This is a genomic window from Corallococcus interemptor, from assembly GCF_003668875.1.
Classification (GTDB): Bacteria; Myxococcota; Myxococcia; order Myxococcales; family Myxococcaceae; genus Corallococcus; species Corallococcus interemptor.
Genome location: NZ_RAWM01000022.1, coordinates 23,573 through 35,770, shown reverse-complemented (window position 1 = coordinate 35,770; position 12,198 = coordinate 23,573). Strand labels below are relative to the sequence as shown.

The window sequence follows — 12,198 nt, the reverse complement described above, 5'->3', positions numbered from 1 at the left end:
TTTAGCGCGGATCCAGAAGCCGCCCCACTATTCCTCCACCAGGGTGTGGAAGAGGGCGTCGTACTTCCGGGCGGACGCGGTCCAGGAGAAGTCCTTGCCCATGCCCCGCACCTGGAAGTCCCCCAGCCGTGTGGGGTCCGCGTACAGGGAGAGCGCCCGGCGGATGGCGGCCAGCAGCGCCGCGCGGTGGAAGGACTCGAAGAGGATGCCGTTGCCGTCCAGCCCCCCCTCCACCGTGTCCACCAGCCCGCCCGTGGCCCGCACGATGGGCACCGTGCCGTATCTCAGCGAATACATCTGGTTCAGGCCGCACGGCTCGTAGCGGCTGGGCATGAGGAAGAAGTCCGACCCGGCCTCCACCAGGTGTGACAACTCCGGGTCGAACCCGACGTGCACGCCCACCTGCTTCGGGTAGCGCTCCCGCAGGGCCTTCAGCCCCTCCTCCAGGGTCGGGTCGCCGTTGCCTACCGCCACGAACTTCAGGTCCGCCTGGAGCGCCGCGGGCAGCGTCTCCAGGAGCAGGTCCACGCCCTTCTGCCACGCCAGCCGGCTGACGATGCCGAACACCGGCGCGTTGCCCCCGGTGGACAGGCCGAAGCGCTCCAGGAGGGCGCGCTTGCACATGGCCTTGCCCGTCATGTCGTCCGGGCCGTAGCGCGCCGGCAGGAAGGCGTCCGTCTGGGGGTTCCACTCGTGCGCGTCGATGCCGTTGATGATGCCGGTGAGCGCGTGCGAGCGGCGGCGCAAGAGGCCATCCAGCCCGTAGCCCTGCTCCGGCGTCTGGATTTCACGCGCGTAGGTGGGCGACACGGTGGTGAGCGCCTCGGAGTAGACGAGCCCCGCCTTGAGGAAGTTGACGTGGTCGTAGAACTCCACGCCCTCCGGGGTGAAGAGGTCCCACGGCAGCCCCAGGTCCTCCATGGTCCGCTTGGGGAACTGCCCCTGGTAGGCCAGGTTGTGGATGGTGAAGACGCACTTCGCGCGGGCCAGCGGCGTGCCCTGGAAGCCCCGGCGCAGCGCCACCGGGACGAGTCCCGTCTGCCAGTCGTGCAGGTGGATGATGTCCGGGAAGAAGCGCAGGCGCTGCGCGGCCTGGAGCGCGCCCACGCACAGGTAGGCGAAGCGGCGGGGGTTGTCCGGGAACTCGCCGCCCGCGTCGCCATAGAGCCCCTTGCGGCCGCCGTAGAAGGCCTCGTTCTCCAGGAAGAGGACCTCCAGGCGTTCAGAGAGGCGCGCGGACAGGATGGGGCCGCCCGTCTCACCGAAGGGGAAGCGCAGCACCAGGGACTGCCCGGTGGGCAGCAAGTGTCCGGTGTTGCGCACGTCCTGGTAGCGGGGCGTGACGATCTTCACGTCGTGCCCCAGCCCGGCGAGCGCCGTGGGCAGGGCCCCGGCCACGTCGCCCAGTCCCCCCGTCTTCGAGAAGGGGGTGACCTCCGAGGCGATGAAGAGGATCTTCATGAGTCCCGCCATTGCGTGCGAGTCCCGACAGGGAGTCAACCGCGAACGTGCGCGGCGGGGCGCGGTTTCCTATGGTGCGCCGCGTGACGACGATCCCACCCGACCCCATCCAGCGCTTCGCGGACCTCTTCGCCCAGGCGAAGGCCGCCATCCCCGTGGACCCCAACGCCATGGTCGTGGCGTCCGTGGACGACCAGGGGCGCCCCAGCTCGCGCGTGGTCCTGCTCAAGGACTTCGATGCGCGCGGCTTCGTCTTCTTCACCAACTTCCACAGCAGGAAAGGCCAGCAGCTGCGGGCGCACCCGTACGCGGCGCTGTGCTTCCACTGGCAGCCCCTGGAGCAGCAGGTGCGCATCGAGGGCCGCGTGGAGCAGGTGAGCGACGCGGAAGCCGACGCGTACTTCCAGAGCCGCGCGCGCGGCAGCCAGATTGGCGCGTGGGCCAGCCTCCAGAGTGAGGAGCTGCCCTCGCGCGAGCTGCTGGAGCAGCGCGTGGCGGAGGTGGAGGCGCGCTTCCAGGGCCGGGCGGTGGAGCGTCCGCCGCACTGGAGCGGCTTCCGCGTGGTGCCGGACCGCATCGAGTTCTGGCACGCCCGCCCCAGCCGGCTGCACGAGCGCAACGTGTACCTGCGCGACGGCGCGGGCTGGAAGACGCAGCTGCTGTATCCCTGAGCTTCAGGGCACGCGGTGCTCGCGGAAGGTGACGCGCAGCGTGTACGTGCCCGCCGGGGCCTCCACCCGCACGAAGTCCCGCGCGTGCGGCGTGGCCAGCGTCAGCGTGCCGCCCGTGGCCTGCTTCTCCCAGGCCACCAGCGCCAGGTCGTCCACCGCCGTCACGCCCTGGCCGGACTTCGGGGGCGCGGTGTTGAGCGTGAGGTCCAGGGCCCAGGGCGCGTTCCACAGGTCCGGCTTCGGCGGGTCGGCGGGGAAATGCAGGTCCTCCGCCACCAGCGTCCAGTCGTAGGTGCCGCCCTCGTGGCGCAGCAGCGTCTGCTCGCCGAAGAGCGTGTAGGACTCCACGGGCAGGTACTGCACCTTCGCAAAGAACGCTCCGCCGCCCTGCCCCTTCAGCCACGCCACCGCCGTGAGGTCGCGGTTGGGCGGCCCCTCCGCGAAGCCCGGCGGACGGAAGCGGTTGACCAGCTTCACCGCCGCGCTCCTGGAATCGCCGGCCGCGCGCCGCTGGCAGAGCGCCGCCGCGCCCCGGTGCGGCCCGTCCTGGCACACGTAGCCGGCGTTGGGCCCCACGCTCCAGCGCGCCAACTCATTGGCGTCGTCGTCCACGTCGTGGTCCTCGAAGTCGCCGTGCAAGAGCACGTCGCGGCCGGCCTTGAGCTTCACGCTGCCCGCGTCCGCGCCCGTGAGCGTCGCCACCGCCACGGACTCGCCCTGATGGCGCAGGGGCCGCAGGTCCACCGTGGCGCGGCCGTTGGCCTCCACCGTCACCGGCACGTCCACGGTGCGCTCGCTCACCTTCGCGTGCGTGTCCTCCGCAAGCAGCTCGCCCCAGGAGGGCTGGGGCACCAGCTCCACCCCGCCCTCGCGGGACAGCTCCGCCAGGTTGCGCAGGAAGCTGTCCGCCAGGTCGCCCGCGACGGGCCGGGGGCGGTAGTCCTCGATGTAGACGGGCACCGCGCGGGCCCGGTCCACGCGCGCGCCCGTGGCCTCCACCTCCGCCATCAGGCCCACCATCGTCTCCATGCGGTCCTGGTCGAAGGCGAAGTTGCCCAGCGACTGCGCCATCAACACGCCTTCGTGGCGCGCGAAGCCCTGCGGGATGTGCGGGTGGTGCGCGATGACCAGCCCCGCGCCCGCGTCCACCAGGTCGCGCATGCGCTGCGCCGTGGGCGTGGAGGGCCGGACGCTGTACTCGACGCCGGTGTGCAGCACCGCCACCGGCACGCGCCCCTGCGCCTTCTCCGAGGCCAGCAGCGCGGAGGCCCGCGTCAGGTTGCGCGCGTCCGCCGCGCCGCCTTGATTCGGGCCCGCGACGTACTGCTGCTCATGCGCGCTGCCGGTGATGGAGCACATGGAGACCAGGCTGTAGCCCCCGCCCGGAAGCGACACGCGCGCCGGCACGAAGGCCTGGTCCTCGTTCTGCCCCGCGCCGCTGTAGGCCATGCCCGTCGCGGCCACGTGCGTGAGCGTGTCCGCCAGCCCCGGCGCCAGGTAGTCGTAGACGTGGTTGTTGCCCAGGCTCACGTAGTCCACGCCCAGCCACGGCAGCGCGGGCAGTGAGCCCGGCAGCGTGAAGAAGGCGTAGGCCTTCTCGTCGTGGGGCGATACCGGGTGGTCCGTCACCGGCGTCTCCAGGTTCACGGCGCGGAAGTCCGCCGCCTGGAAGTAGGGCCGCACGTGGGTGAAGACGGCCTTCGTGCCCGGCAGCGGATCCGACACGCGGATGAGCGCCGCCGGGTCATCCTTGGGCATCTGGTTGCGCGGCGTGGTGTCGTCCGGATCCAGGAAGCGCCGGCCCAGGGACACGTCGCCCGCGAAGAGCATCCGCACGCCGTCCTTCGGAGACAGGCGCACCGGCGGCAGCGTCACGCGCGTCTCGGTCAGGCTCCGGCGCAGCTCCACCGCCACCACCGCCGGGCGGAAGGCCTCCGCCTCCACGGTGAGCATCCGGTTGTGTCGCGGCAGCACGGGGAACCTGAAGTGTCCGGCCGCGTCCGTGCGCGCCTGCGCGTCACCGGCCTTCACCACCGCGTCCGCCACCGGCGTGCCCGCCGTGGAGACCAGCGAGCCCTCCAGCGCGATGCCGGTGCAGGCGTAGTCATGGCGCGCGGTGCGCTCGGCTTCAGGCAGCGAGGCGTCCGTCGGGGGCTCCGGCGCGCACTCCGTCAGCACCGGGGATTCCTCGTCCGGCGGGGGCGGCTCCTCCGCCGTCTCGTCGGGAGGTGGCTCCTCGCCCGGTGGAGGCTTGGGTGGGGGCTGCTCCTCGTCGGCCGGGTCGTCCGGAGGCGTCACCGGCGTCGTGGGCTCGTCGCCCGGCGTCACCGCGTCCTGCCCCTGCTTCGGCGGGGACGCGCTCGGACCGCACGCCACGAGACACGCCGCCACCCACGCCACGGACCACCGCCGCCACGCCATCCCACCCTCCCCCGCGGACTGCCTCGCGAGGAGATGGGGACGACGGCAGGCAGGCGCCAGCGACGGGCTCGCCCCCCGGGGCTGCCTGCCTGCCCCTGGGGGCCGGGCCGTGTTCAGCGAAGAACAGCGGCCCTGTCCCCGCCGGCCACTACCAGGGCACTTCCGCGCCCTCGTAGTCGAAGAACCGGCCGGAGTGCTCCAGCGAGATGCTGTCGATGACCCGCAGCATCCCGCGCACGGACTCCTCCGGCGGCAGCGGCGCGTCCTGGCCGCCCATGTCCGTCTGCACCCAACCCGGATGCAGCAGCACGCACGCCAGGCCCTCGCGGCGCAGGTCGTTGGACATGGAGCGCACGCCCATGTTCAGCGCGGCCTTGGACATGCGGTAGGCGTACGCGCCGCCCTCCGTGTTGCTGGAGAGCGACCCCATGCGCGACGTGACGTGCGCCACCTTGCGCCCCGTGCCGTGGCGCAGCGCGGGCAACAGCGCGGAGGTGATGCGCAGCGGCCCGAGCGCGTTCACTTCAATCGTGCGCGCCAGGTCCTCGTAGTCCAGCTCATGCAGCCCCGACCACTGGCCGGCCACGCCCGCGTTGTTGATGAGCACGTCCACCGGCTCGCGGCAGATGCGCTCCGCGAAGGCCTGGACGCTCTCCGGGCGGGTGACGTCCAGTGGGTGGATCCTCAGGCGGCTGCCCGCCTCCAACAGCAGCGGCTCCAGCCGGCGCGCCAGCTCTGGAGCACGCACCCCCGCATCCACCGTTTCTCCGCGCCGCAGCAGCTGCTGGACGAATTCGAAACCGATGCCACGGCTTGCTCCCGTGATGACATAGCGCATGCCTTTATTAACGCGCCGGTCGGCGTCCCTTGGCAAAGCTCTTGCCTTCGCACTAAGGCGCCCGGGGTTGCTCAGCTCAGGACAAGCTCGGGAGTAGGACGTCATGACGGTCGCGGTCATTGGGGGAGGAATCACCGGCCTGGCCCTGGCCTACCAATTGCGGGCTCGCGGTACGGCTGCCGTGGTGCTGGAGTCAACGTCACGCGTGGGTGGAAACGTGCAGACCCATGCGCGTCAGGGGTACCTGTTGGAGACCGGGCCCAACAGTTTCCTGGACCGGGAGGCGACAACCCGTGAACTGGCGGATGCGCTGGGAGTGTCAGCCCGGATTCGTCCGGCGGACGCGGCGGCAAAAAAACGTTACGTCTTCACGCGCGGTGCACTGCGGGCCCTGCCCACATCGCCTCCGGCGTTTCTGAAATCCGACATCCTGCCCCTCGCGTCCCGCCTGCGGGTGGTGGGCGAGCTGTTCAGCGGACGCAACCCCACGGGTTCGGACGAGTCCCTGGCCCAGCTGGGGCGGCGCCACCTGGGACGTGAGGCGACGGCGGTGCTACTCGACGCGATGCAGACGGGCACCTACGCGGGTGACCCGGAGCAGCTGAGCGCGGAGGCCACGTTCCCGCAGCTGGTGAAGTTCGAGCGCGAGCACCGCAGCCTCATCCTGGGCGCCATCCGGGCGCAGCGCGCGGCGCGTCAGGCGAAGGCCCCGGGCGCGGTGGAGCCCGGCCCCCGGCTCAGCGGACAGATGAGCACGTTCGACGGCGGCCTGGGCGTGCTGGTGGACGCGCTGGCGAAGGCACTGGGCGACGCGGTGCGCACGGACGCGAAGGTGGAGGGGCTGGAGCGCGCGGCGGACGGCTGGAAGGTGCGGTTCACGCATGGAGGCCAGCCCCAGGAGCTGAGCGCGTCGCACGTGGTGCTGGCGGTGCCCGCGCACGTGGCGGCGGCGCTCGTGCGCCCGCTGGACGCGCAGCTGGCGGACGTGGCGGACCGCATCCCGTACGCGCCCATTGCCGTCGTGCACCTGGGCTTCGCGCCGGGGAGCGTGCCGAAGCCGGACGGGTTCGGGTTCCTGGTGCCGGCGGTGGAGCGCACGGCGATGCTGGGCACCATCCACGTGTCCACCACGTTCCCCTTCCGCGTGGAGGGCGGGCGCGTGCTGCTCACGTGCCTGATGGGCGGCGCGCGCAGGCCGGAGGTCGTCGACCGGGACGAGGACGCGCTGGCGGCGCTCGCTCGCGAGGAGCTGAAGACGATGACGGGGCTCACCGCGGCGCCGGAGCTGACGCAGGTGTATCGCTGGCCGCGCGGGATTCCGCAGTACACCGTGGGCCATCTGGAGCGCGTGGCGGCGATGGAGGAGCGGCTGAAGCGCTGGCCCGGCCTGCACCTCACCGGCAACGCGTACCGGGGCGTGGGCGTCAACGACTGCATCCGGGAGGCGTCGCGGCTGGCCCAGGCGCTGGGAGGGCCGGCGGCACCTGCCACCCGGAGCGCCTGAGCGACCGCTCACCCAGTGACTCCGACGGCCGGGGGCAACCCTCCCCGAAGGGGCCCTGGGTCACGGGCAGAGTGCGTGGTCATGTTTCACGGACACTGGAGAAAGCCCCCATGTTCTCACTGCGCTCGCCGCTCCTGTTCGTGCTCGCCGTCCTCTTCTTCCCAGCGGTGCTCGCCGGGACACTCGTCCTGGACCTCGTCCCCGCGCCCGTCCCCCAGCGCTAGGACGCGGGACGGTGTAGCGTCCCGCTTCCGCATGCCGGAGACGCCGTCGGAAGGCTCCATCGTTCGCGCCACGCTGCGCGCGCTCGTCGCGCCGTGGCGGCTGGTCCCCATCGTCCTGGTGTCCATTCCGCTGCTCGCGGCGCAGGTGCGCTGGAGCCTGGATCCGCGCGCGTTCTGGATTGGCCTCCTGTTGTGCCTCTTGTGCGTCGCGGTGGCGCCCGTGTCGTACCGGGTGCTGTTCCCGGAGGGGCTGGACCTGAGCCATGGCGGCATCCGCCTGCTGCTCTACGCGGCGGTGGGCAGCGGCGTGGTGCTGTCCGTGGGCTACGCCCTGCCGCGCGTCATGCTGATGCAGCCCACGTTCCTGTCGGAGCCGTACAACCTGGCCATCTGCGGCGGCCTGTTCCTCGTGGCGGGCTGGGGGCTGGGGCGGGACATCGGCTTTGAGGAGACGCTGGCCCGCGAGCGCGCCCGCGCCACCCGCTTCGCCTGGGAGGCCGAGCAGGCGCAGCTCCTGGCGCTGCGCAGCCACCTGGATCCGCACTTCCTCTTCAACACGCTCAACGCCATCGCGGAGTGGTGCCGCGAGGACGGCGTCGTCGCCGAGGCCGCCGTGCTGCGGTTGTCCACGATGCTGCGCTCGGTGCTCGCGGGCGTGCGCAGCGTCAGCTGGCCGCTGTCGCAGGAGCTGGAGCTGATGCGCACGCTCTTCGACCTGCACCTCCTGCGAGACCCGGACCTGTTCCAGCTGCGCGTGGACGTGGCGGACGGGCTGGGGGACGTGCCCGTGCCGCCGCTGGTGCTCCTGCCCCTGGCGGAGAACGCGGTGAAGCACGGCCCGGCGGCCGGCCACCGGGGACCGCTGAGCCTGGAGGTGGCGGCGCGCGGGGAGGCGGTGGTGGTGTCCATCGACAACCCGGGCGCGTCCAGGGGGCCGCGCGAGGGCAGCGTGGGCCTGCCCACCGTGGAGCGGCGGCTGGCGCTGGCCTACGGCGGCCACGCCCTGCTGTCCCTGGAGAGCGCCGGCGGGCGCACCCGTGTCACCGTCACCCTGCCCCGCCAGGGCCCCCAACCCGGAGTCCTCACGTGAGAGAGCCCCTGCGCGTCCTCATCGCCGACGATGAACTGCTGGCCCGCAAGCGCCTGTCACGCCTGCTGGCCGCGCTGCCGGACGTGAGCGTGTGCGGTGAAGCGGTGGATGGGGACTCGGTGCTCGCGGCGGTGCGCGCGGGCGGCGTGGACGTGGTGCTGCTGGACATCCACATGCCGGGCCTGAGCGGCCTGGACGCCATGGGGCTGCTGCCGGAGGGCGGGCCGCACGTCATCTTCTGCACCGCCCACGCGGAGCACGCGGTGAACGCCTTCGAGCACGGCGCGGTGGACTACGTGCTGAAGCCCGTGGAGGCGGCGCGGCTGCAGAAGGCGCTGGAGCGCGCGCGGGCGCGGCTGCCGGCGCGGGTGAAGGCGCCCACCGCGGCGGCGCCGGCGGCGGAGAAGCAGCCACTGGCGCGGCTGCCCATCCCGACGCGGCAGGGGCTGGTGCTGGTGTCGCCGGACGCCATCTCGCACGCGTCGCTGGAGGACGAGCTGGTGACGGTGTTCACCGCGCAGGGCGACTTCCTCACCGACTTCACGCTCAACGAGCTGGCGGACAAGCTGCCCCCGGAGCACTTCCACCGGGTGCACCGCCGCGCGCTGCTCAACCTGTCCCACGTGACGCGGCTGGAGCCGCTGGAGACGGGCGGCTACCTGGCGCGCACGGCGCGGGGCCACGCGGTGGAGGTGAGCCGCCAGTCCGCGCGCGAGCTGCGCCGCATGCTGGGCCTGCGCAAGGGCGCGGAGGACGAGGGCTGAGGACGCCCCCCGCGCTTGAAGCGGGCCTTCAGTTCCAGACGAACAGGCGGTGCACCTGCGCCGCGTCGTCGCCCAGCGTGTCCAGCAGGGCCTGCTTCGCGGGGCCGGGCAGCTCCGCGCCACCGCGCGCGCAGCGAGCCGCGTCCTCCACGCCGAAGGAGGGCGCGCCGCAGTACGCCTCCTGCCAGCGCGTCAGGAGCGACGCGAAGAAGTCATGCTCGTAGCCGCGCAGCTGCGCGTCCAGCCAGTTCTCCCTGTCGGGCCGCTCGAACTTCTGGGGCCGCACGCCGCCAGGCTCGAAGGTGATGTTGTGCTCGTAGCCGGAGGCCTCGATGGAGTTCTCCGCCTTCACCGCCAGCGGCGCGTGGCGCTCCTGGAGGACGCCCTGGGCCACCACCGCGAAGTGGTACTCCACGCCCCGGCGCTGCGCGTGGTAGTCGAAGGAGCGCGACACGTCGCGGTACTTCGTCACCTCCACCGTCGTCTTGTACTCGACCGTCTTCTTCTGGTGGACGAGGCGCTTCTTCATCACGCCCTTCTCCTCGTAGGACTCCTCCACCGTGTACGGCACCTCCGCCGTCGCGGTGCGGTCCTCGTGGTCCGTGTACGGCACGCGCTCCGTCCACGGCGCCGTCAGCTTCACCGGCTCGCTGATGCGCCGCTCGCTCATGCTCCCGGCGATGGTCAGCGGCGCGTGGCGCTGGGACTCCTCCGAGTACCAGGGCGAGGCCTCGAACGCGCCCGCCAGCCGCGTCGTCAGGTACTGCACGACGTCATTGCTGATGCCATCCACGGACACCTGCCACGTGGGCACGCCCAGCGCCTCCGGGAACAGCCCGGCGCGGGGCGCGGACTGCTGGTAGTGCACGCAGTAGCGAGACACCAGCTCCGTCCAGTGCTGCGCGCCGCCGGACAGCGACTGCTTCAGCTTCGCGCACGTCGCCGCGCCGCTCTGCGCCACGGCCTCCTCCATGTCGCGGCGGATGGGCGCCATCTCGGAATGGGCCAGCAGCGTGCGCTTGCGGTCCAGGTGCGACTCCGCCGTCAGCGCGTGGCCCCGCTTCGCCTGTTCGACGATGAGCTGGCGCAGGTGCTGGTGCGTGCCCGCCATCTCCTCCAGCAGCGAGCTCTCCATGCCGCCATCCAGCTTGGAGTTCCACTTCACCCGGTAGGAGAGGAACTGCTCCAGGTTGCCCTCGGCGTCCTCGTCCCGCCCCTCCACGCGTGCCTGGCGGGCCTGGGTGAGCAGCTGCGACAGGCCGCGCCAGCGCAGGTCCTCCAGCGACGCGCGGTACTCCGGGTTGTTGGGCTCGTCCTGGACGAGCTTCAGGTAGACCTCGGCCGCCTCGACGAAGCGGCCCTTCTCCGCCAGGTCATTGGCCTTGCCCCGGGTGGTCGAGCACGCGGTCAGTACACCCGCGCACAGGAGCGCGGGCACGAGGAAGGACCTCCGGCGGGCGCCGGAGCGGAACGAAGCGAAGAGGGAGGCAATCACGGGAACGGCACCCTTCAGCACGAGGCCCAAGGCCCCGCAGGCTGACCTTCAGGATGGCCGGATTATTCACCGCGACCGCCCCGTCCCGACAAGACCCCCATCCTGTCAGCGGTCCACCGGCCAGGTGTGCACCGGCAGCCCCTCCTCGGACAGCTCCAGGTAGCGCTCCAGCATCGCCGCCAGCGCGTCCTGCCGGGGCATGTGCGCCTCCAGCCGCTCCAGCACCGCCCGCTGCCAGCGGGCCCCGGTCTGCTTCAACGCCACGCGCTGGGCGATGACGTCCAGCAGCCCGTCCGCCTCCGCGGCCTCCACCCCGGCCGCCACCAGTCCTCGCCGCGCCACGGGCAAGAGCTGCTTCACCAGCTCCACCGCCGGCAGCACCCGGGGGCTGGGCGCGGCCTCCGCCGGCCACAGCAGCGTCGCGTTCAGGCCGTACCGCGCCGCCTGCTTGAAGTTGCGCCGCGCCTGCCAGAAGGGCAGCGCCGGGAGCAGCGCGTCCACCCGCTCCGCCAGCCCCAGCGTCAGCCCCAGCATGAACGCGCCGTTGGCCACCATGTCCACGGACGTGGGGCCCGACGGCAGCGCGCGGAATTCGATGCGCACGTGGCCTTCGCCCTGCGGATCATAGACGGCCCGGTTCCACGCCCAGACCGTCCCCTGGTGCAGCCGCAGCTCCTCCAGCTTCGGCAGGCCCCCGGCGGCCACCACCTCCAGCGGGGACTCGTGGCCCATCACCGGCAGCAGCGCCGGATGGAGCGCCACGGCCTCCGCGAACAATTCATGCGGGCCCTCGCGCACCCAGCCGTGCCCGAACGTCACGCGCGGGTGCAGGTGCGCGGCCTCGTCGCTGTCGCTGCGGTCGTCGGTGGCCTGCTGGAAGAGCGCCACGCGCGTCTCCTCCCACAGCCGCTTGCCCAGGAACACCGGCGAGTTTCCGCACGCGGCCAGCACCGGCCCCGTGGCCAGCTGCGCGGCGTTGTACACGCGCGCGAAGTCCTGGGGAGACACGCGCAGGTGGAACTGGAGCGACGTGTTCGCCCCCTCCAGCGTCACGTCCTCCCAGGTGAGGTTGAGCGTGTCGTCGCCCGCGATGGCCACCTGGAAGGGCCCGTCGCGGCGCTTGCGGATGGCCGTGGCCAGCGCCCGGTAGCGCGGCTGCGGCGTGAGCGCGTTCTTGCCCAGGTCCGCCTGCCGCAGCGTGGGGAGGATGCCCACCGCCGCCACGCGCGCGCCCTCCGTGGCCGCCGCGCGCTTCAGCTCCGCCAGCACGTCGTCCAGCTGGGCCTGGAGCCCGGTGAACGGCCGCCCCGCGAGCCGCGAGGGGCGCAGGTTCATCTCCATGTTGAAGCGGTTGAGCTCCAGCGTCAGCCGGTCATCCTCCGACTTCGCCAGCACCTGCTGGTTCACCGGCAGCGGCGAGCCCGCGCTGTCCACCAGCGCCACCTCCAGCTCCGCGCCCATCGTCACGGGCCCCACGCCGAAGCCGGGGCGCTTGAGCACCTGGCGCAGCGCCTCCAGGCTCTCCGCGAGCCTCGCCACGAAGCGCGTGTGCTCCTCCGGGGTGAACTCCTCCTGCTGGATGGCCAGTCCCATAGGCCCTCCACGATTGGCACGGCGCGGCGTGCTCGCACGCGAGGTGTCACCCGCTGGACGCCCCCACGTCCCCGGGCAGCCCCCAGCGCGCGCTCCCCTGGCCGCCCCCCAGGCCGGCGGACCCGGGTGCGCCGGGG

At 72.3% G+C, this 12,198-nt stretch carries 9 protein-coding genes; 4 read left to right on the top strand and 5 right to left on the bottom strand.

Going from position 1 to position 12,198, the window contains the following annotated elements; genetic code table 11:
* Positions 1–27 precede the first annotated feature (27 nt).
* Positions 28–1,461, bottom strand: a complete 1,434-nt coding sequence (gene glgA / locus D7X96_RS11120) for a glycogen synthase GlgA (RefSeq protein ID WP_121769696.1) — start codon at positions 1,459–1,461, stop codon at positions 28–30.
* 71 nt (positions 1,462–1,532) lie between these two features.
* Here glgA and pdxH point away from each other — a divergent pair, with 71 nt between their 5' ends.
* Positions 1,533–2,132, top strand: coding sequence for a pyridoxamine 5'-phosphate oxidase (gene pdxH / locus D7X96_RS11115; RefSeq protein ID WP_120551044.1), 600 nt, complete (start codon positions 1,533–1,535; stop codon positions 2,130–2,132).
* Positions 2,133–2,135: 3 nt separating this feature from the next.
* Here the strand turns inward: pdxH and D7X96_RS11110 are convergent, their stop codons facing one another.
* Complete coding sequence (locus D7X96_RS11110; protein WP_121769679.1) at positions 2,136–4,553, bottom strand: CapA family protein; 2,418 nt, start codon at positions 4,551–4,553, stop codon at positions 2,136–2,138.
* Between the two features lie 148 nt (positions 4,554–4,701).
* Positions 4,702–5,391, bottom strand: coding sequence for an SDR family oxidoreductase (locus tag D7X96_RS11105; RefSeq protein WP_120551042.1), 690 nt, complete (start codon positions 5,389–5,391; stop codon positions 4,702–4,704).
* Positions 5,392–5,494: 103 nt separating this feature from the next.
* On the opposite strand from D7X96_RS11105, the gene hemG reads away from it, so the two are divergent.
* The 3 genes from hemG (at position 5,495) to D7X96_RS11090 (ending at position 8,973) form a co-directional block, all read left to right on the top strand.
* On the top strand, positions 5,495–6,895 hold the full coding sequence (gene hemG, locus D7X96_RS11100; RefSeq protein WP_120551041.1) for a protoporphyrinogen oxidase: 1,401 nt from the start codon (positions 5,495–5,497) through the stop codon (positions 6,893–6,895).
* A 255-nt stretch (positions 6,896–7,150) separates the two neighbouring features.
* Positions 7,151–8,209 carry a sensor histidine kinase gene (locus tag D7X96_RS11095; protein ID WP_121769678.1) on the top strand — a complete coding sequence of 353 codons (1,059 nt, stop codon included), beginning with the start codon at positions 7,151–7,153 and terminating at the stop codon, positions 8,207–8,209.
* Positions 8,206–8,973, top strand: a complete 768-nt coding sequence (locus D7X96_RS11090; protein WP_121725027.1) for a LytR/AlgR family response regulator transcription factor — start codon at positions 8,206–8,208, stop codon at positions 8,971–8,973. The genes D7X96_RS11095 and D7X96_RS11090 overlap by 4 nt, the downstream gene beginning before the upstream one ends.
* 28 nt (positions 8,974–9,001) lie before the next feature.
* Here the strand turns inward: D7X96_RS11090 and D7X96_RS11085 are convergent, their stop codons facing one another.
* A complete protein-coding gene (locus D7X96_RS11085) occupies positions 9,002–10,468 on the bottom strand; it encodes a hypothetical protein (RefSeq protein ID WP_147468278.1) in 1,467 nt (488 codons plus the stop codon).
* Between the two features lie 105 nt (positions 10,469–10,573).
* Entirely contained in the window at positions 10,574–12,061 is a 1,488-nt protein-coding gene (locus D7X96_RS11080; protein WP_120551037.1) for a glutamate-cysteine ligase family protein, read from the bottom strand.
* Between the last annotated feature and the right edge of the window lie 137 nt (positions 12,062–12,198).

Excerpts from the sequence above, each read along its gene's own strand:
- glgA (WP_121769696.1), bottom strand. The coding sequence starts at position 1,461 with ATGAAGATCCTCTTCATCGCCTCGGAGGTCACCCCCTTCTCGAAGACG.
- pdxH (WP_120551044.1), top strand. The coding sequence starts at position 1,533 with ATGGTGCGCCGCGTGACGACGATCCCACCCGACCCCATCCAGCGCTTC.
- D7X96_RS11110 (WP_121769679.1), bottom strand. The coding sequence starts at position 4,553 with ATGGCGTGGCGGCGGTGGTCCGTGGCGTGGGTGGCGGCGTGTCTCGTG.
- D7X96_RS11105 (WP_120551042.1), bottom strand. The coding sequence starts at position 5,391 with ATGCGCTATGTCATCACGGGAGCAAGCCGTGGCATCGGTTTCGAATTC.
- hemG (WP_120551041.1), top strand. The coding sequence starts at position 5,495 with ATGACGGTCGCGGTCATTGGGGGAGGAATCACCGGCCTGGCCCTGGCC.
- D7X96_RS11095 (WP_121769678.1), top strand. The coding sequence starts at position 7,151 with ATGCCGGAGACGCCGTCGGAAGGCTCCATCGTTCGCGCCACGCTGCGC.
- D7X96_RS11080 (WP_120551037.1), bottom strand. The coding sequence starts at position 12,061 with ATGGGACTGGCCATCCAGCAGGAGGAGTTCACCCCGGAGGAGCACACG.